This is a genomic window from Pricia antarctica (assembly GCF_900101815.1).
GTDB classification, from domain to species: domain Bacteria; phylum Bacteroidota; class Bacteroidia; order Flavobacteriales; family Flavobacteriaceae; genus Pricia; species Pricia antarctica.
Genome location: NZ_FNAO01000001.1, coordinates 133,620 through 154,816, shown reverse-complemented (window position 1 = coordinate 154,816; position 21,197 = coordinate 133,620). Strand labels below are relative to the sequence as shown.

Annotated in this window: 10 protein-coding genes; 9 read left to right on the top strand and 1 reads right to left on the bottom strand. The window is 44.6% G+C overall.

The window, feature by feature from the left end; translation table 11 throughout:
- Positions 1–82: 82 nt before the first annotated feature.
- The 6 genes from BLT07_RS00620 (at position 83) to BLT07_RS00595 (ending at position 11,845) form a co-directional block, all read left to right on the top strand.
- On the top strand, positions 83–778 hold the full coding sequence (locus tag BLT07_RS00620) for an ABC transporter ATP-binding protein (protein ID WP_091864707.1): 696 nt from the start codon (positions 83–85) through the stop codon (positions 776–778).
- Positions 779–981: 203 nt separating this feature from the next.
- Positions 982–3,363, top strand: a complete 2,382-nt coding sequence (locus BLT07_RS00615) for an ABC transporter permease (RefSeq protein ID WP_091864705.1) — start codon at positions 982–984, stop codon at positions 3,361–3,363.
- Positions 3,364–3,392: 29 nt separating this feature from the next.
- A complete protein-coding gene (locus tag BLT07_RS00610) occupies positions 3,393–5,744 on the top strand; it encodes an ABC transporter permease (protein ID WP_091864703.1) in 2,352 nt (783 codons plus the stop codon).
- Between the two features lie 33 nt (positions 5,745–5,777).
- Positions 5,778–6,536, top strand: a complete 759-nt coding sequence (locus BLT07_RS00605) for a head GIN domain-containing protein (RefSeq protein WP_091864702.1) — start codon at positions 5,778–5,780, stop codon at positions 6,534–6,536.
- A gap of 222 nt (positions 6,537–6,758) precedes the next feature.
- Positions 6,759–9,176 (top strand): ABC transporter permease, encoded by a 2,418-nt coding sequence (locus BLT07_RS00600; RefSeq protein WP_091864700.1) that lies wholly within the window; start codon positions 6,759–6,761, stop codon positions 9,174–9,176.
- Between the two features lie 236 nt (positions 9,177–9,412).
- Positions 9,413–11,845 (top strand): ABC transporter permease, encoded by a 2,433-nt coding sequence (locus BLT07_RS00595; protein ID WP_091864698.1) that lies wholly within the window; start codon positions 9,413–9,415, stop codon positions 11,843–11,845.
- 293 nt (positions 11,846–12,138) lie between these two features.
- Here the strand turns inward: BLT07_RS00595 and BLT07_RS00590 are convergent, their stop codons facing one another.
- The gene (locus tag BLT07_RS00590; protein ID WP_091864697.1) at positions 12,139–13,086 is read right to left on the bottom strand and encodes a lipid A deacylase LpxR family protein; all 948 of its coding nucleotides are present in this window, start codon (positions 13,084–13,086) and stop codon (positions 12,139–12,141) included.
- A 326-nt stretch (positions 13,087–13,412) separates the two neighbouring features.
- Here BLT07_RS00590 and BLT07_RS00580 point away from each other — a divergent pair, with 326 nt between their 5' ends.
- From BLT07_RS00580 to BLT07_RS00570, 3 genes are all read left to right on the top strand, one after another.
- Complete coding sequence (locus BLT07_RS00580; protein ID WP_091864693.1) at positions 13,413–15,842, top strand: ABC transporter permease; 2,430 nt, start codon at positions 13,413–13,415, stop codon at positions 15,840–15,842.
- A gap of 241 nt (positions 15,843–16,083) precedes the next feature.
- Positions 16,084–18,453, top strand: coding sequence for an ABC transporter permease (locus BLT07_RS00575; protein WP_175455221.1), 2,370 nt, complete (start codon positions 16,084–16,086; stop codon positions 18,451–18,453).
- 171 nt (positions 18,454–18,624) lie between these two features.
- Positions 18,625–21,042 carry an ABC transporter permease gene (locus BLT07_RS00570; RefSeq protein WP_091864690.1) on the top strand — a complete coding sequence of 806 codons (2,418 nt, stop codon included), beginning with the start codon at positions 18,625–18,627 and terminating at the stop codon, positions 21,040–21,042.
- The last annotated feature ends 155 nt before the right edge of the window (positions 21,043–21,197 follow it).

Genomic DNA, 21,197 nt, shown 5'->3' with positions numbered 1-21,197 from the left:
CTTGCAATGACGACTGAATAACAACCTTTCTGCCGAAATTAAGAAAATGACAAATAATCAACGGAATTAAACAATTAAAACTATGATACACATCCAAAACCTAAAAAAGAGCTTCCGTACAGAAGAGGTCGAAACCCTAGCCCTAAACAAGGTCAACCTCAAAGTTGAGGACGGTGAATTCGTCGGGATTATGGGCCCCTCCGGTTGCGGTAAATCCACGTTGCTGAACATCATCGGCATGCTCGACAACCCCACCGAGGGTAGTTACAACTTCGCCGGAAATGAAGTAGCCGGACTCAAAGAAAGCCAGCGCACCCAGCTTCGGAAAGGCAATTTGGGTTTCGTTTTTCAGAGCTTTAACCTGATCGACGAGTTGACCGTTTTCGAAAACGTCGAGCTGCCTTTGATTTACCTCAAAGAAAACAAGACCAGCCGCCGCGAAAAGGTCATGAAAGTGTTGGAGCGAATGAAAATCGCACATCGCGAAAGGCATTTTCCGCATCAACTATCGGGTGGACAGCAACAACGTGTGGCCATTGCAAGGGCCGTCGTTACGAACCCCAAACTGATCCTTGCGGATGAGCCCACAGGTAACCTAGACTCCAAAAACGGACTCGAAGTCATGAACCTGCTCACCGAATTGAACCAAGAGGGCACCACTATCGTAATGGTTACGCATTCCGACCATGATTCGCATTTTGCCCACCGGGTGGTCAATCTGTTCGATGGGCAGATTGTTACCGAGAGCCATAATCGGGCTATGGAGGCACGGGTTTAACAGGGGGTTTATTCATCAATTCATACTGAATTTAGTTCAGCCTCAAGGGCAGACCTGTCAGGCCTATCGAGTAATCAACGATAGCCATCCAAAGTAGTCGAAGTTTCGGCGACAAACGGAAACCTGATAGGTTTAAAATGGGAAGCAAGTTCTTCATCGATTCATGCAGAACTCCATTCATTATCAAATTAAAAACGTCAACCATGTTTAGAAACTATTTAAAAATAGCACTACGGAACCTTTGGAGGCACAGGGGCTTCTCTTTTCTGAACATTATGGGCCTCGCCATCGGTATGGCCGCTGGTTTCCTGATATTGCTTTATGTGGTATTCGAGCTGAGCTATGACGGTTTTCACAGCAAGGGCGATAACATTTATAGGGTAGTGGCGGACATTAAGACGCCTTCGGAAACTATCGAGGCCGATAAACCGGCATGGGCGGTAGCGAAGAACCTTGAAAGTCAGTTTGGGGAAATTGAAGCGGCAGTGCGAATTATGAATTTGGAAGGGGTGGTGCGTAAGGATGATATTAAGTACAAGGAAGCTAGGACTATCGCGGCCGATTCGGCGTTTTTTGAAATTTTTGACTTTAAACTGGTACAGGGTAATGCCGCCAATGTGCTTGTAGAGCCGTATACCATGGTGCTATCGGAAACCTCGGCAACCAAATACTTTGGTACGCAGAACCCCATCGGAAAAACCCTGCTCGTTAGTGACAACGCTTTTCCCGTACGGGTTACAGGCGTAATGGAAGATATTCCTGAAAATTCCCATATTCAGGGAGATATGGTGTTGTCGATGGCGACTTTTACCCAAAGTTTGAGTCCGGAAAGCGATGAGCAATGGGGTGGTTATAACCCTTCTGCCTATATACTCGTTAATCCGAACACCGATTACCAAGTTTTAGAGTCCAAATTCCCAGAGTTCATTGAACGTAATACCGGGGACAACCAGAGGGAATCGCAAATGTTCGTCACGCTGTACCTTGAGCCGTTCAAGGATGTTTATCTGCATTCTGAAAGAGGCGGAAACGGTGACGGAAGCATGTCGAATGTCTATATTTTTTCGATTGTCGCAGTATTTATCCTATTGATTGCCTGTATCAACTTCATTAACCTGACCACGGCGCGTTCCGTTGAGCGGGCCAAGGAAGTGGGTATCCGCAAAGTAATCGGAGCGGAAAGAAGACAACTGGGCTTCCAATTTATCGGCGAGTCGGTGATTATTTGTCTCGTCGCCTTTGTAATGGCCACGATTCTCACGGCACTTTTCTTACCTCTTTTCAATGATTTGGCAGGTAAGACGGTGAGCGACGGTATTTTTTCCAATCCCGGATATATAGGAATATTGCTGCTGATTTCTTTAGGAATCGGAGCCTTGGCCGGAATGTATCCTGCTTTCGTTCTATCTTCCTTCAGACCGGTACGTGTACTAAAAGGAAGTTTTTCGACAGGTACTCAGGGTACGCTGCTGCGAAAGGGATTGGTCATCGCGCAGTTTACCATTTCGATCGCGCTCATCATTGGTACGATCGTAATCTATGACCAGATGCAATTCATGCGCAGCCAAGAATTGGGTTTCAACAAGGAGCAGACGCTGATTTTGCAGACTAACGTCTCACCATCCCAAACTTCCCTAAAGCTTGCCCTTGATAATTTGCCGGGCGTCGTATCTACTAGTCTGGGTTCTGCAGTTCCCGGGGGCGAGAATAGCGGAGCCTATTCCGAAATCGAGAACAAGAACGGAGACATGCAGGTCGCCAATCTCGACGCCTATTTTGTTGATTACGATTATATGAATCAGTTGGGCTTGAAGATGGTAGCCGGAAGAGGTTTTTCAAGGGATTTTGTCACAGATTCCACCGAAGCAATGGTCTTGAACGAAAAGACCGTACAGCTTTTGGGCTACAGTTCTCCCGAGGATGCCTTAGGGGCCAAATTCGACCAGTGGGGCCGTCAGGGCCAGATTATCGGTGTGGTAAGGAATTTTCATTTTAAGTCTCTGCAGCAGAATATCAAGCCGATGACAGTTCGTATTGAACCGAACAACACCAATCTTATGGCGGTCAAGATAAGCCCTGAAAATAGTACGCAAACCGTTGCATCGATTCAAGATACATGGCAGACCATACTGCCCGATCAACCTTTCGATTATTACTTTTTGGATGAATTTTTCGATAGGCAGTACCGTACCGAAGAGCGCTTCGGAAATCTCTTTCTAAATTTTGCCGCTTTGGCTATTTTGATCAGTTGTTTAGGATTATTAGGCCTTGCCGCTTACAGCACCTTACAGCGTAAGCGGGAAATCGGTATCCGCAAAGTGCTGGGCTCGACGGTTGGCGGGGTCGTTAATCTATTATCAAAAGATTTTTTAAAGCTGGTCGGCATTGCCTTTTTGATCGCAATCCCGATCGCTTGGTTCGGCATGCATTACTGGTTGGAAGATTTCGCTTATCGCATAGAAATCCAATGGTGGATGTTTGCGTTGGCCGGAGGTTCAGCTCTGTTGATTGCCCTATTGACCGTTAGCTTTCATGCGGTGAAGGCTTCATTGGCGAACCCTGTGAAAAGTTTACGCACGGAATGAAATAATAGCATCAATCGAAATCATCAAATATGTTCAAAAACAATTTAAAAATCGCTTGGCGAAGCCTTTGGAAGAACAAAGGTTACAGCGCCCTCAATATTTTCGGACTGGCCATCGGTATAACTTGCGCCAGCTTGATATTATTGTGGGTAGAAGACGAAATGAATTTTGATAGCGTCTTTCCCAAACAGGAGACGGTCTACTATTTGCCCACCAATCAAAATTACGAAGGGGAATGGCGAACGTTTTACTCCACTCCCGGCCCTTTGGCAGCCGATCTAAAAAACGAAATCCCCGAAATTATCAGATCGGCGAGAACCTCGAGCGAGAATTTCCTTTTTACGGAAAAAGAGAATGCCATAAATAGAAGGGGAAGATATGCCGATACCGATTTTTTAGAGATTTTCAGTCTCAACTTTAAGGAAGGAAATGCAGAAACGGCATTCAATAGACCGGATGCTATCATACTGACCCAACAAACTGCCGCCGACCTCTTTGGTAAGAACGTTCAAGTTCTGAACCAGGTTATCCGAGTAAATAATGAGGACAATTATACTGTTACGGGCGTAGTTGACGACCTTCCCGAAACCGTGACCTTTACCTTTGAATGGCTGGTGCCCTTTGAACGCTACTCGAAGGGTGTCGAATGGATGAAAGCGTACGATAGCAATTTTGCGGATACGTTCGTGGAACTTTCGCCGGAAGCTGATGTTGCCTCTGTGGATGCTAAAATACGGAAAATGATTCCCTCAAAAATCGAGCAATCCGATACCTATGCATTTCTACATTCCATAAAAGACTGGCATCTATGGTCTAAATTCGAGAACGGGAAAATAGTGGGCGGGCAAATCACTTATGTTCGATTATTTACGCTTATAGCTATCATAATCCTATTGATTGCCTGTATCAATTTTATGAACCTTTCCACGGCAAGAAGCGAAAAAAGAGCCAAAGAAGTCGGCGTGCGAAAAGTCCTCGGTTCCGGAAAAGGAAGATTGATTTCACAGTTTCTTGCGGAAGCTTTGATCACGGCGGCCTTGGCAGCGGTGGTAAGTGTCCTGCTACTATTGATCTTACTGCCGCAGTTCAACATCTTTATCGAAAAACAGTTGATGCTCCGGTTTTTTGACCCCGTGCATTTTACATCCCTTTTTGGCATTACCTTGATCTGCGGACTGCTCGCAGGCTGGTATCCTGCCTTTTACCTGTCTTCGTTCAAACCTGTGGATGCCGTAAAAGGTGCGAAATCCAAAGATAGTAGTGCCACGGTGATACGAAAAGGGCTGGTCGTCGCACAGTTTACGGTATCCATAGTCTTTATCATCAGTACTGTTATTGTCTATCAGCAAGTTCAACACGTCAAAAGCCGCAATCTGGGCTATGATAAGGAGAATCTTATTAAAATGGACGTTAACGGGGATATGGTCAAAAATTTCAATCCTATAAAAGCGGATATGATTGCTTCGGGCACGGTTGAAAATGTGGCCTTGAACAATTCCGAAATCCTATCCGGCGGAAATAATGGTTCAGGACTCCAATGGCAAGGAGGTGCCAAGACCGAGGATGTACTTATATCCTTTAGATATGTAAGTTCCGAATTTCTCAAAACCGCAGGGATGGAAATTCTGGAAGGCAGAGGCTTTAGCGATGATATGGCCCGGGACAGCACCAATATTCTCATCTCGGAATCATTTGCCCAATTGATGGGTAAAGGAAGTGCCGTAGGTAAAACGGTCACGCGAAACAGACCCTACACGGTGATTGGTGTTGTAAAGGATTATTTATACGGAGACATGTATGGAACCAGCGATCCCGTAATGTATTTTAACAATCCCGATTTTGCCCGTTTTATGTACGTGCGGACCAAGCCCGGCGTGGCAATGGCCAAGACGCTTACCGCTATGGAAGAGGTAATGAATGCCTACAACCCCGCCTTTCCCTTTGAATATGAATTTGTTGACGATGCCTTTAATGCCAGGTTCCAAAGCGAAAAACTCGTCGGCAACCTTTCCCTAATATTTGCTTTGCTCGCCATCATCATTTCTTGTTTGGGCCTGTTCGGCCTTTCCGCCTACACGGCTGAGCAGCGTCGCAAGGAAATCGGTGTGCGAAAGGTTTTGGGGTCAAGCGTAACCGGAATCGTAAGGTTGTTGTCACAAGATTTTATGCGGCTGGTACTGGTGGCCATTCTGATTGCCATACCCTTCGCCTGGTGGGCGATGCACCGCTGGCTTGAAAGTTTCTCCTATCATATTGAAATCAATTTATGGGTATTTGCCCTTGCCGGTCTGGCCGCGGTCGGTATTGCGCTGTTGACCGTAAGTTTTCAGGCGTTGAAAGCGGCGAATGCGAATCCAGTGAAAAGTTTGCGAGCGGAGTGAAAAAAAAGAAGTTGAAAAACAAAAAAGAGAACCATGAAAACAACAACAAAAATTAAAACCATTCCCACAATCCTATTCGTCCTACTGGCCATACAAACCGGTTTAGCCCAAGCAAAGACCGTAGATGTCGATACCTTTGATAAAGTAATCGTAAGTCCACATATACAGGTGGTTTTTCAACAAGGCGATTCAGAAAGTGTGTCCCTAGAAAGTAGTACCGAACCGGAAGATAAAATCAACATCGAGGTCAACGGTAAAACCCTTCGCATCTATCTAGATGGTGCCCGGGATGTGACCAAAAGCGAGAAGCCCAACCAAAACGGTTACGAACAAAGGAAATCCATATATAACGGAACGGTGGTAAAGGCGACCGTGACCTATAAACAGGTTGAAGAACTCTCTTTACGAGGCGAAGAAAACATAGTCTGCAAAAGCACTTTGGAAGGAGATAAATTCAACTTGACAATTTATGGGGCATCTCAAGTATATCTCAATAGCGTGGATATAGGTCGTCTAAAGACTACCATATATGGCGCAAGTTATCTCGAGATCAAGGAAGGTACCATCGGGCGACATAAGATTACGGCTTATGGAGAAACCAAAATCAACACCTTGGGTGTTGACAGTAAGTCTGCCAAGATAATTGCTTACGGAGAAGGTAGTTATCGCCTGAAAGTGAATGACGACCTAAAAGTTACCGCCTATGGAGAAGCCACGGTGACTTATGAAGGAAATCCCAAGGTCAACAAAGGTATAATTATAGGGGAGGCAACAGTTCGTAAAATACAGTGATTTAGAGTTTATTAGCGAAATTAGGCAAGATAGTATGTCAAAATCTTTTACAAGCGCTGTCCAAATATTTTACACTTTAAACTGTAAAATATTTTGAGTATAATATAACTGTCTGAATTTTAGAAGTTTAATTGTTTGGCATGGAAATCGACTTGCTACTGACTCATTGTTTTGCCGTGAATCGTGAAATATTCCTAATAGAATAAGAAATCCCTAGAAATCATGTACAAAAACCATCTAAAAATCGCATGGCGAAGCATCAGAAAGGATAAACTCTTTACCGCCATCAAAATTGGGGGCTTTGCCGTGGGTATCGCCGCTTGTCTTTTGATAGCCCTGTTTATTCGTAATGAAATCAGCTACGATAAACATTACGCCAATAAAGATCAAATCTACAGGGTGGTGATGCAGGGGACTTTCCAGGGCGAGCTTTTCAAAAGCACGCATTTTCAATTGCCTTTTGCCGACGCCCTCCAAACCGACTTCCCGGAAATAATTAAGGCGGGCAAGGTAAATACCATAGAGATTTTCGGTGCCGGTAAGCGGGGAATGCGCTTGTCCGGAAAATCGCAGAACACTTTTGAGAATGGGTTTATTCTTGCCGACCAAGAGGCCTTCGATATTCTGGAAATCAATCTGGAACAGGGTAATCCGAAATCGGCGCTGACCAATCCGCAAAGCATTGTCATTTCTAAATCGAAGGCGGAAAAATTCTTTCAGAACGGAAATGCATTGGGGCAGACCATTATCTTGGATAATGACGCCTCAAAACCGTTTAAGGTAACGGGGGTGATGAAGGATGTGCCCAAGAACTCGCATCTCGACTTCGATTTTATGCTCCCGATAGAGGATCCCAATGGGAGTTGGACGAACCAGAACTACTTTACCTACGTTTTGGTCGACCCGAACGCCAATGTTTTGGAATTGGAACAAAAAATGAAATCCATCGTAGAAAAGTATTTGATTCCCGCGCAACTGGACCGTGGTCGCGCCCCGGATTTTATAGAGGTGCTAAAAACATTTGAATACAAGTTGCAGCCGGTAACCGATATCCATTTGCGGTCCGATATCAAAATGGCAGACGGACTACAACACGGCGACATCCGGTTCGTTTGGTTGTTTGCAGCCATTGCCGGATTTGTCTTGCTCTTGGCCGTTATCAATTTTATCAACCTTTCCACGGCAAAGTCGGCCAACCGGGCCAAGGAAGTTGGTCTGCGAAAGACCGTGGGTGCTTTTAAACGAAATCTCGTCGCCCAGTTTTTGACCGAATCGGTCGTTTTCAGTAGTATCTCTTTTGTATTGGGCATTGTATTGGCTTGGGCGTTACTGCCTTCGTTCAATGCCATTGCAGCGAAGTCCATCGCCATGCCTTGGGCCGCTTGGTGGTTTTTGCCTATACTCTTTATTTCTTCGGTAATGGTCGGCGTTGTTGCAGGATTGTATCCCGCGTTTTATTTATCGGCATTTAGGCCTGTTAATGTTTTGAAAGGCAAACTTAGCGTGGGCAGCAAAAGCGGAAAACTTCGGAGTGGCCTCGTCATTTTTCAATTTACCACTTCCGTGATATTGATTATTGGCACCTTGATTATTTACCGTCAAATGGACTTTATCCTCAAAAAGGAGTTAGGGTACGATAAAGAGCATGTCGTAGTTCTCGAAGGTACGGGAGTTTTGGGAAATCGTAGCGACACTTTCAAAGAACAACTCTTACAATTACCTCAGGTAAAAGAAGTTACCGCTACAAATTATTTGCCGATCGACGGGGGCAGTAGAAACGGCAATACCTTTAGAAGAGCTGATGAAGGCAACGAGGGCAGGGGTATTCCCGCCCAAATCTGGAGGGTCGATTACGATTATATCAAAACCTTAGGCATACAGTTGAAAGAAGGTCGCGATTTCTCCAAGGAATTTGCTTCCGATTCGATCAATTCCATCATCATCAATTCCAAAATGGCGCAAGAGCTCGGATTGACCGACCCGGTAGGAAAAGAATTGGACAACAATGGCCAAATTTTGACCGTAGTCGGGGTTGTCAAGGATTTTCATTTTAAATCCTTGAAGGAGGATATTTCATCCCTTTCCTTGGTCATAGGTAAAGATATCGGAGCGGTATCCGTAAAACTAGAAAAAGGAAATATTGACCAGGCTCTGGAGGCTATTACATCAGTTTGGAACAAAAACGTGCCGAACCAAACCATCAACTATAGTTTTTTGGACCGAGAGTTTACCCAAATGCATGCCGATGTACAGCGAATGGGCAGCATCTTCAACAGCTTTGCCCTGTTCGCCATCTTCGTTGCCTGCTTGGGCCTCTTTGCCCTGTCCGCCTTTATGGTCGAACAGCGTAAAAAGGAAATAAGCATCCGTTTGGTGCTTGGCGCCCCGTTCAAGAGCATTTATCAGTTGTTGACTTTAGATTTCATGAAATTGATCCTGATTTCCATCGCCATAGCTGTCCCCATAGGCTGGTACGCAATGAACCGATGGTTAGAAGATTTCGCATATCGCATCGACATAGGCTGGGAAATATTCTTGGCCGCGGGCGGTATTGCCTTGGGCATTGCCATTCTGACCATAAGCTATCAATCGGTGGGGGCGGCGTTGATTCAGCCTCTTAAGAGTTTGCGGTCAGAGTGAGAAAATCCCGATATGCAGGGTATCGTCGAGGCTCAGGAGTGACCTGCAAGGTATGAGAAGGGCACGAGTAATCCCTTTAGTTCTGATGCGCAATTTAGCAGCAAACCTAAAAGGTTCCGCCTGCGAAATAATGCCTTGAAAATCGAAGGAATTTAGAAATTAAGTTTAACAAAATCCCCCCGAAGTTTATGCCGAGCATAGCCGAGGTTCGGGAAAGAAGATAAAAGAATGTAATTATGTTCAAAAACCATCTAAAAATAGCCTGGAGAAGCCTAAAGAAGCAACCCTTTCTGACCTTTCTCAATACCTTCGGATTAGCTGTCGGAATGGCGGGCGGGTTGTTAATAGCGCTATACATCTACGACGAACTGAGCTTCGATAAAATGTTCTCCGATGCCGACCGAATATACCGAATAGATACCGATATCAAGTTTGGCGGAGCGGAAACGATGGCCGCTGAAGCCGGCGCGCCCATGGCCGGGACATTGCGAAGGGATTATTCAGAAGTGGCAAACACCGTTAGGTTTCGGAAACTGGGGAGTATGCTGATCCGAAAATCCGGCACGGAGAACAATACCAAGGAAATGCAGGTAACCTTTGCCGATTCCACCTTTTTTGACGTGTTCGATATACATCTTCTCGTTGGCGATGTCAACACCGCCCTGACCGAACCCAACACCTTGGTGCTTACGAAAGCAGCCGCGGAAAGATATTTCGGCACTCAGAATGCGCTGGGCCAAAGCTTATTGCTGAACAATACCGATACCTACACCGTAACTGGGGTTATGAACGACCTTCCCGAAAATTCCTTTTTAAGGGATCATACGGTTTTTATGGCCATGGCCGGTAATGTCGCCTCACGGGAAGAAAACTGGGGTGGTATGAACTATTTCACATTCGTCAAACTGATACCCAGTGCGAATATTGAAGACTTTAATATGAATTTACAGGGGATGCTCGAAAAATATATGCTACCCTGGGCACAGAAGTATTTTCCGGGGATGACAGCGGAAACGTTCGCGGCTTCAGGAGACTATATTCGCTATCACACCATGCCGTTGACCGACATACATCTGTATTCGAACCGCAATGTAGAGCTTAGTGCCAACAGCAGCATTCAAAACGTATATATTTTGTTGTTTATCGGGATTTTCTTGATCGTTTTGGCCAGCGTGAACTTTATGAACCTTTCTACCGCGCATTCCCTCAAAAGGGCCAAGGAGGTCGGCATTCGTAAGACTTTGGGGTCCAATAAAGCCGATTTGCTACGCCAATTCTTGACGGAATCCGGCCTAGTTTCTTTCCTTTCATTGCTTATGGCGGTTGTCATCGCTGTTTTGGCTTTGCCTTTTTTCAATGAACTTTCCGGTAAGTCCGTTACCATCCCCTTCGCAAATCCCTTTTTCTGGATAATTTTAATATCCGCAACTGTTTTATTGGGACTTTTCTCCGGAAGTTACCCCGCATTTTTTATGTCCCGCTTTATGCCCGTGAAAACCCTTAAAGGAGGCGGGCAGACCAAAGTTGGTGGGGGAAGCATCCGAAATACGTTGGTGGTCTTCCAATTCGCAATTTCGGTCTTTTTGATCGTGGCCACTCTGGTCGTTTTTCAACAGCTGCAATTTATTCAGGGCAAAGACCTTGGGTATACCAAAAATCAAATTCTTCTTATCAACGATACCTATGCAGCGGGCAATCAGACAAAGGCCTTTAAGGATGAGGTGCTCAAATTAAGCGGAGTCGAAAATGCTACAATGAGCGGTTTTCTTCCTACGCCCTCTTTCCGATCAGACAGTTCTTTCTTTGAGGAAAGTGCCATGAATCAGGAGAACGCCATTCAGATGCAGGAATGGGATGTTGATGCCGATTATCTATCTACCCTTGACATGCAACTTATTGCCGGACGAAATTTTGACCCACGGTTTATCGCCGATTCCACGGCGGTCATCATCAACGAGGCGACCCTTCCGGTTATGGGCGTTACCCCCAATGAAGCCTTGGGGATGCGGATTACAGAGGATACCGATCTCGAGGAAAAGGTATTCTATACCGTGATAGGAGTCGTTAAAAATTTTCACTACCAAACTTTACGGAAGAATATAGGCGCCTTGGGCCTTTTTATGCGACCTTCAACAGGAACCTTGGCAGTAAAACTAAAAGCGGGGGATTTTAAAAACACCATCGCAGATATCGAAGCTATTTGGAACGAAATCGCAGCCGGCCAACCCTTCAATTATTCCTTCATGGATGATTCTTTCACCAGCACCTACGAAGCCGAACAACGATTGGGAAGTATTTTTATCCTTTTTACCATCCTATCCATCGTAATAGCCTGCTTGGGATTGTTAGGTCTCGCCGCCTTTAACGCCCAAAAACGAACCAAGGAAATCGGCGTTCGCAAAGTTCTGGGAGCTAGTGTCGGCCAAATAACCTACCGGCTTACCACGGATTTTCTTAAACTGGTCGTCATCGCGATAGCCATCGCTCTACCCGTAGGCTGGTACGTTATGAACAAATGGCTCGAAGATTTTTCATATCGGATGGAAATAGGATGGGGCATTTTTGCCGTTGCGGCTTTATTGGCCTTAGGGGTAGCAGTGTTGACCGTTAGCTATCAAAGTATAAAAGCGGCAGTTGTGAACCCGGTAAAGAGTCTACGGTCGGAGTAAGACGTTTGCGAACCTGCTAGGTGCTGGGGCAAAAGAACCATCTTCAGCATCTTTGACAGTTATGATATTGATTTGGATTTTGACAGTATTGTTACCCGATTAAGAGTTTCCTACAAATTCGGAATCATCAAATTGAAGTCTGCGGATAAAAAGGGCGGTGCCGAAGATGAGAAAAATAGGTTACTATAGAAGATTGATCTGTTCCAAAGAAAAATGTAAATGCATTAACCTTATCCATTTTCTATGGAAAGCATTCTTCTCAATAATAGCCTGCTAAGAAGAACGCCCGATCGTTAAAACGTAACCCCGATGTTCACGCCTCCCCAAGCCGAGGCTTGTCCGGTTTCAAATTCCCGTGTGATTAAAGAGCGGGTATATTCGAAGTACAGGGTGCGTGTTTTAAGTACTACGCCAAAATCGAATTGGGCCGTAAACCGTTCCACGGCAGCTGCGGAAATGGTATAAGGGCTGTCCCTATTAAAAAGACCACCTTGCAAGGTCGCATCATAGCCTACGAATTTTAACGTAGGCTGTGCATATAAATAGAGTCGAAAACCTTTTTTGTCTCCGGTAAATGGGGAGTCGATAAGTCCAACAGTGCTGTTTGCCCCAGCGGATACATGTGTGAACAAGGTGCCCAACTGCGCGTTCGCATGGGCTTGTAACGAAAATAGATCGTTATAGGACCATAGCCTTTTTTCATAGCCCAAACGATAGTTGAGCACCACATCGTTTTTAATCTGATGCCGCCAGCCCAAAGGAATCTTGTTGCCGGTGAGCTTATGGATGCCCGTCTGCATTTCCTTACCAAAGGCGCCGGGACCGATCAGGCCGATGCTCAACGAAGATGTTATTCTAGATTTTTGAACATTATCCGTCGCCACAAGAAAACTCTTAAGTACGATTGCTGCGGCAAACGGCCGGTCTTCGAATTGAATGTCCGGGAGTTGATATTGTTGTGGCGTAAAACCAATATGTTCAATGGAAAGCCCATATTTGGAAACACTTTCTTTTGGGGCCAAAAGCAAAACGTTGAGCGGATTTTTTTTGAGAACGGGAGCTACCAGTTCAAAGTTATAGCCTTGCGTATAATCCTTGTCGGCAGCGGCAAAAAAGTCGTTGTCATAATTGGATCGAAAATAGGAATCGGTGTTGAGGTCGCGAAACGATGCCAAATGATCTATTTTTTGCCCAAGCATGACGCTCGGAAGAAAAAGTAGCGAAAAGAGGAATTGTTTCATGACCAGACTTACGGAAATAAGGTTAGGAGGGTTTTAAAAGTGGAATCCTGGCGAGTTGCGTTGGCTTTGAGCGGCATCCATGTGCCTAGAAGATGTCCATATATTATACAGTGTCTGTCTAAATATTTGACACTTAGATAGTATTTTAATTTTGTTTTTATACTTAAGTAATTGGTCTTTAGTTATTTGTGAATGTGGCATGAAAATCGACTTCATAATTACCCTGTGAATCCCATTCACTAGTGGTATTCTCTGGATGAAGGCAGTTCCCAAAGAGGTCGAAATGTCCTCGAAAGCCATGTGTCCATAAAAGAAAAAAGAGAACCATGTTTAGAAATTATATAAAAATCGCCTTCCGAAACATCTGGAAGAACAAGGTGTTTTTCCTAATCAATATTATTGGTCTCTCGATAGGCCTAAGTTCCGCTTTTGTGATAGGGGCTATGATTTATTATGATTTTACTTTCGATAAATTCCATAAGGATGGGGAGCGGATTTATCGGGTTGTGACTGATACCAAAGGGCCGGATCAAGAAGGTCACTTTCGGGGCGTGCCGGTACCTTTGGGTAATGCATTAAAAGCCGAGGTGTCCGGTATTGAGAACGTCAGCACTTTTTTCATCACTCATTTCAACACCATTAGGATTGATGCTACAGGAAAGGATTTTAAAAATCCCGAGGATATTATATTCGCTGAAACTGGTTACTTTGAAGTCTTTGAATACGATTGGCTAGCTGGATCCGCAAAAAACATTCTCGACGGTCCCAATGAGGTGGTCATTACGGAAAAGAGGGCCGCGACTTATTTCCCGAATACTTCTGCTCAGGAAGTTTTGGGAAAGACGGTAACTTATAACGACTCCATAATCGTAAAGATTACGGGTATCGTTGCTAATTTTAAAGAACGCAGCGATTTTACTTTTCAGGAATTCGTTTCACGCAAGACCGCTAAAAACACTGATATGAACTACGGTGTTTACAATGAAAGTTGGGAGGGTATGAGTTCTTCTACGCAAGTATTTATAAAGGCCAAGGAAAAAGCTAACCTAGAAAGTCTGAAAGGGTACCTTATCGGTTTAGCCAAGGAACACGAGAACAAAAAAGTCGTAGCTAGAGGATATATTACAACCTACGGTCTGCAACCATTGGCAGAACTTCATATGAACGATGATTATGCCGTTTTCGATAGTACAAGACATAGGGCGGATGACACTGTTTTACTAGGTTTATCGTTGATAGCCCTATTTTTACTGATTTTGGGATGTATTAATTTTATCAATTTGAATACTGCCCAAGCGACCAAACGTGCTAAGGAAATCGGCATCCGCAAGACCTTGGGTAGTTCAAAAAGTCAGTTGGTCTATCAATTTTTGGGCGAGACTTTGTTTTTGACCTCGACGGCGGCCATTGTGTCTATATTCTTTGCATCAGGCCTGTTCAGGTTATTTTCAGAATTTATGCCCCCGGATATTGGTTTAGCGCTTTTTAGAAATCCAATACTCATATTCTGTACTATCGTATTGGTTATTCTGATTACAATCTTCTCCGGATTTTATCCCGCACTAGTACTTTCCCAATTCAAGCCGGTATTAGTATTGAAGAACCAAATTTTACCCGGTAACGATAAAGGTTCGCTACGGAAGTATCTAACCATCTTTCAGTTCGTGATCGCCCAGATTTTTATTATTGCAACACTACTAGTTGGCAGGCAGATTAATTATATGATGACGAAGGACATGGGTATAAAAACGAAATCCGTCGCTTATATTGGCACACCTTACCATATTCATTCCGAAGTAAAGAGACAAAGGTTTGCCAAGATGATAGAGGCTCTACCTGAAATACAAGAAGTCAGCCTAGCGGGTGGGCCTCCCGCCTCGAACAACTATGCTGGCAGATCATTGACGTATTTTGCCGAGGGCAAGCAAATCAATATACAATTACAATTGCTCAATGGCGACAAGAACTATCTTAATCTTTATGGCATAAAACTTTTGGCGGGCCGTAAACCCCTGAATGATTCTATTCGTGAATATGTGGTCAACGAAACCGGCATGAAACTTTTGGGTTTTGAGAATCCGCAGGATATTATCGGGCAGACTGTGAAAGCAGATGACAAAAATATCCCTATTGTCGGTGTCATGGAAGATTTCAACCAGCGTTCCTTAAGGTCAAAAATAGACCCCTTGGCTTTTGTTGGGGGAAATCAGAACGGAACGGTACACTTCTCGTTTCGGACCGATGACACTAAAAACTGGCCAAACGCTATAGGAAAAATCGAAGACGCTTGGAAATCCATCTATCCCGAAGATGACTTTAAAGTCCAATTCATGGACGATACCATAAAACAATTCTACGAACAAGAGCGAAAAACCTCAGTACTGCTGACATGGGCAACCGGTCTAGCAATCGCAATCAGCTGCCTGGGCCTTCTAGGGTTGGTCATCCACACCACCGAACGCCGCACCAAAGAAATCGGTATACGGAAAATATTGGGTGCCACCTTGGCACAACTGAACCTATTGCTCTGTAAGGAATTTTTGATCCTCGTCGGCATCGCCTTTGTAATTGCCGCACCGATCGCCTGGTGGGGTATGAACAATTGGCTACAGGATTTTGCCTATAAAACGGAACTGAGCTGGTGGGTGTTTGTTTTGAGCGGGGTTGCCATGTTGTTGATTGCACTTGTGATTATTAGTATACGAACGATTGCAGCGGCGAATCGGAATCCGGTGAAGAGTCTGCGAACGGAGTGAAGAGTTCTCACTCTAACTCCCACTTGTGGGGGAGAACTCGAAACCTCCTTGAAAAGGAGAACATCGAAAAAATGCAGTTTTAAATACCTGCGACAGGTAGCTCCCTTCCCTCATGCATCCGACAAGTGAGGCGCGACAGAGAGGAATGGAGGGGCTGGGGAGAGGACTTCGCAGGCAGAATCCCGAACCTAAATCCTGCAAGTTAGTCAACGAAAGAACAACGAATAAAAAATTAGAAACCATGTTCAAACACAATCTGAAACTCTTTCTAAGAAGCATTATCAAGAACAAAACCACCTTTTTGATTAATACGATAGGTCTCGGGGTGGGAATCGCCTCGTTTTTGGTGTTGGCACTCTACGTTTACAATGACCTTACGTACGACCATTTTAATAAAAATCTGGAGAACATTTATAGGGTACGTGAAGGGGAAAGCGTACAGACCAAAGGGCAATTGTTGCCCCAAATGCTTCAAGAAATTCCTGAAGTCGTTGATGGGACACGCATTTTTGATTGGGAGGAATTCCGAATCAGCTATAACGACATTGCCTTCCTTGAGAACATTAAATATGTCGATGACGGATTTTTCTCCGTTTTTACCTATCCGTTTATCGAAGGTTCGTCGAAAAATGCTATCGGGGAAAAATATGGGGTCGTTATAAGCAAAAAATTTGCCGAGAAATATTTCGGAAGCGAATCTGCTCTGGAAAAACAACTGCGAATAAAATTTGACGATGTATTTCTTACCGTAAAAGGAGTAGTCGATATTCCGGCCAATTCTTCAGTTACATTTGATATTGTTGCATCGTACGAAACCGGGGAAGAAATTTCTTCATGGATAATGGATGTTCATGATTGGTACAATACATTTTCGGAAACTTATGTCGTTTTACAGGATGGAACAAAGCCCGAAGACATTAAAACCAAACTACAGAACATCGTCACCGAGAATTTTCTTCCCGTTGGCGAAAATAAGACCGACCTGAACCTATTGCCGTCCAAAGAGTATCATTCCGTTGTAGAATCGAACCAAACGCTGATAGTAATTCTGGCCATTATCGCCTTGGGCATCATCGGTATCGCTATCGTTAACTTTATCAATCTGACCATAACCGGTTCCATGGCACGGATTAAGGAAATCGGTATCAAAAAAGTCCATGGTGCTACCTCCCGTACGCTTTTCCAACAGATCATGACGGAATCGCTACTGGTCAGTTTTATCGCCCTAATCCTTGGTATGGTTCTTTTGATCGTGCTGCTTCCGGCCTTTAATCAACTATTCGAGGCCGATTTGAGCTTCGACCCTTTTGAAAATACAATTTGGTTGGGCGTACTTGCATTGATTTGGGGTATTGTCGGGCTTTTGTCCGGAAGTATTCCCGCCCTGTTTTGGGCAAGGGGAAAATTGACCCAAAGCCTACGGGGGAATGTGTTTTCAGGGGATACCAAAAAATCGGCTTCCCGCTATTCCTTGATCGTGGTACAGTTCGTCATCGCCATCGTGCTGATATCAGGAACTTTTTTGGTGCGGAAACAAATCGATTATATGTTGCACAAAGACCCCAAGTTCGACGACGAAAACGTAATTATCGCCCAATTGGATAGTTGGCAATATGAAAATCCGAAAACCACCTCCCAAAACTTTAAGCGTATATCCGAAGAATTGGAGGCCAGCCCGTATGTGGAATCGGTAAGTTTTTCGGGAAATATTCCCGGCACCTACAATGAAAACTACAATGTTTTTTATCCCGAAGGAAAAAACAATACCGAAACCCTATATCTGAGAAAGGCATATGTTGGCAACAATTACTTTAAAACTTTCGGTATCGCTCTGTTGAGCGGTTCAGGTTTTGAAAAGAATGGCCTGTCGCATAAAAACACGGTCGTACTGAACAAAAAGGCCATTGCCGAATTGGGAATTCCCAATCCCATCGGAAAAGTACTCCATGAAGGTTCCGAATCAGGGGAGCCCTACAAGATTATCGGCGTAATCGATGACATCAGCTATCAGGGCGTACAGCACGAGATGCAGCCCTTGGCCCACTTCTATTCGAAACAGGAAAGTTTTACGGACTGGAACTATTTATCGGTCAAGGCAAAAAAAGGATCGAGTTTGAAAGTAGTCGATTTGATGAAGGAAAGGTGGGATAAAGTGCTTCCCGGCTCGACCCTTTCCTACTTCTTCGCCGACGACAAGCTTAACGAACAGTACAAGGAGTACATAAAGATAAACACGGTAATCGGTTGGTTCTCCATTTTGGCGGTCATCCTGTCGTGCATGGGTCTTTTTGCCCTTTCGGCCTATACCACGGCCAGAAGGACAAAGGAAATCGGTATCCGAAAGGTAAACGGCGCCAAGGTATTCCAGATATTGGCGATGCTCAATAAAGATTTTTTAAAGTGGGTAGTATTCGCTTTTTTGATTGCCGTACCGATTGCATGGTATGCGATGCAAAAATGGCTGGAAGGCTTTGCCCATAAAACAACAGTAAGTTGGCGGATTTTCGCCTTGGCGGGATTCATCGCCATGGCCATCGCACTGTTGACGGTAAGCTGGCAGAGTTTCAAGGCCGCAAGAAAGAAGCCGGTCGATGTGCTGCGGGATGAGTGATGAATCGCCCTCAAGCTGTCGCTGACGTCGCTGAGCTGCGAGGTATAAGTATAGGAACGAGCAATCTTTGTGAGTATAGTGAGGTTTGCGAGCTCAACCCTAAAGGTTTAGCCTAAGGTAGCAAACCTTACAAGTTGATCAAACCAAGAACATCCAGTTAAAAGAAAAACCATGTACACCGTATTCCTAAAAATCGCAATACGCTATCTGCTCAAGAATAAGCTGTACTCCTTTATCAACATTTTCGGATTGGCCATTGGCGTAGCATCCTTTATCCTGATTATGCTCTACGTAAACCATGAACGTAGCTTTGACACCTTTGAAGGATCGGAAAATGTACACCGTGTGTTTATGGATTATGTGGAAGGTGTCGAGTGGGTGCCTGGTGATGCCAATGCTTATATTGTAACCGGTCCCACCTTACTAGAAAAATTTCCGGAAATTGAAGATTTCGTTCGGCTCCGTCGCGTGAAAGGTTTGGTGTTGGTGCATGACAATACCGTTTTTGACGAAAACACCGGGGCATTGGCGGATCCCAGTTACTTTGGGATATTCGACCGCAATCTGCAAAAAGGCGACATACGTACCGCCTTGAACGAACCCTATTCCATTGTACTCTCGGCTGCATTGGCAGAAAAGATTTTCGGTTCCGCAGATCCTATTGGAGAAATCGTGAAAATAGCCGAAGGGGGAAATACCAACTTTAAGGTTACCGGGGTGTTGAACGGAGATGTACCGAACAGCCATATCAATAACGACTTTCTCGTTTCGTTCAAGACCTTTTATACTTGGCCCGTATTCGAGCGCGATTGGAAATATACATGGAACCAAAATGAATATTTTACCTATTTAAAATTGGATCAAAATGCCGATGTCACTGCGTTAAACAAGAAGATAATGGCGTTCGAGCCGGAAGGCCTAAAAAATGAAAGGCATCATTTAGAGCCGATAGAGGATATCCATCTCAATTCAAATAAGCCCTATGAGGCCGAAGCCAACGGCAACGTGAATAGTGTTCGGCTTTTGGCGATTATCGCGTTTATCACCATTCTGCTTTCTTGGATGAATTACGTAAACCTCTCCACCAGCAAATCGATGGAACGGGCCAAGGAAATCGGAGTGCGAAAGGTCGTAGGGGCAAGAAGACCACAATTGATTCTGCAGTCCCTTATAGAATCGGGTCTCTTGAACGGTATTGCAATAGTCTTGGCCATTGGGGCAGCATTCGTCTTGCTTCCGGCGTTTAATCGGTTCGTCGGGTTGGAGCTTGAACTTAATGGCACACAAATAAAGAGGCTTCTACCGTATTTCGGGTTTATGTTAATAGGAGCCATCTTGTCGGCTTTCTATCCGGCTTTTGTTCTGAGCAAGTACAAACCGGTAACTGTGCTGAAGGGAAAGTTACAGGCCTCTACCAAAGGGCTTAATTTGAGAAGGGGCTTGATTATCGGACAGTTTTTAGCAACGATAACTTTGTTGACCGGGGCCTTTATGGCGAATAAGCAAATCCGTTTTCTCCAAAACCGGCCCATCGGTGCCGAGCTTGATAATTTGGTCTCCCTTAATGGACAAGTTTTGAACAGGGAGTGGGATTCTGTATTGAGAAGTGATTATAGCACTTTGGTCGGCGAACTTAAAAAAAGCCCTTACGTAGCCGATGTCGCCTTAAGCTCGACCTATCCGGGCGATGATTTCTCAAACTTGAATTCAAATATTGGTATGACCTTTTCCAACGGAAAAACCGATGATAAACGGGTGTGGTACAATTATGTCGCAGAGCCCAACTATTTTGATGTCATGGGAATGGAATTCGCGGCAGGAGGAACTTTTCCACAAACGGCCAGTGGATTTAGCAAAAAAATCGTTATCAACGAAAAAATGGCCCGCTTTATGGAAGTCACCGACCTTGAAGTTTTGATTGGTAAGACCGTCAAATTTTTTGATGATGAGTGGACCGTAGTTGGCGTCGTCAAGGATTACCATCACTTCGGATTGAAGTCCCCCATTGAGCCCTTAATCATAATGCATAACAAACCCCTAAGAAATATTCTGGTCAAACTGGAAAAACGGTCGGCCACCATGGCAGGTATGACCGATGCGCTGGAGCAATTGAACAAAACATGGCATCAAGTCTTTCCGGAAAGCACATATAAGTACACCTTTTTAGATCAAAATTTCGAGGCCCAATATAAAGAGGATAAAAAGTTCGCTTCGGCCTTCCAGATTTTCACCATCCTTGCCATCCTGATCGCCTCCATGGGCCTTTTCGGTCTGACTTCCTACACCTGCATCCAAAGGAGGAAGGAAATAGGAATCCGAAAGGTCAATGGTGCCTCGATTACCCAAATCCTAAAACTATTGAACCAAGATTTTGTCAAATGGGTCGGCCTGGCCTTTGTTATAGCTGTACCCATTTCATGGTACGCCATGGGCAAATGGCTTGAAGGCTTTGCCTATAAAACCACTTTGAGCTGGTGGATATTCGCCTTGGCGGGGTTAACGGCATTGGTCATCGCATTAATAACAGTGAGCTGGCAGAGTTTTCTAGCGGCGACGAACAACCCTGTGGATGCGCTGCGGGATGAGTGATGCGCAGACTTCCAAATATCACTGATTTGTATGCTATTGGCGCGGCATAAGCGATTGTTGTAGGTTTACTGTGGAATTCCGAACCCAAACTTGCAAGGTGCCTTCCATTTTTTAAAAATAACGTAACACGATATCCAATTAACTCAGTAACCTCA

What these genes read in the sequence shown, in the direction of transcription:
- BLT07_RS00620 (WP_091864707.1), top strand. Translation starts at nt 83, where the DNA reads ATGATACACATCCAAAACCTAAAAAAGAGCTTCCGTACAGAAGAGGTC.
- BLT07_RS00570 (WP_091864690.1), top strand. Translation starts at nt 18,625, where the DNA reads ATGTACACCGTATTCCTAAAAATCGCAATACGCTATCTGCTCAAGAAT.
- BLT07_RS00615 (WP_091864705.1), top strand. Translation starts at nt 982, where the DNA reads ATGTTTAGAAACTATTTAAAAATAGCACTACGGAACCTTTGGAGGCAC.
- BLT07_RS00590 (WP_091864697.1), bottom strand. Translation starts at nt 13,086, where the DNA reads ATGAAACAATTCCTCTTTTCGCTACTTTTTCTTCCGAGCGTCATGCTT.
- BLT07_RS00605 (WP_091864702.1), top strand. Translation starts at nt 5,778, where the DNA reads ATGAAAACAACAACAAAAATTAAAACCATTCCCACAATCCTATTCGTC.
- BLT07_RS00580 (WP_091864693.1), top strand. Translation starts at nt 13,413, where the DNA reads ATGTTTAGAAATTATATAAAAATCGCCTTCCGAAACATCTGGAAGAAC.
- BLT07_RS00595 (WP_091864698.1), top strand. Translation starts at nt 9,413, where the DNA reads ATGTTCAAAAACCATCTAAAAATAGCCTGGAGAAGCCTAAAGAAGCAA.
- BLT07_RS00575 (WP_175455221.1), top strand. Translation starts at nt 16,084, where the DNA reads ATGTTCAAACACAATCTGAAACTCTTTCTAAGAAGCATTATCAAGAAC.
- BLT07_RS00610 (WP_091864703.1), top strand. Translation starts at nt 3,393, where the DNA reads ATGTTCAAAAACAATTTAAAAATCGCTTGGCGAAGCCTTTGGAAGAAC.
- BLT07_RS00600 (WP_091864700.1), top strand. Translation starts at nt 6,759, where the DNA reads ATGTACAAAAACCATCTAAAAATCGCATGGCGAAGCATCAGAAAGGAT.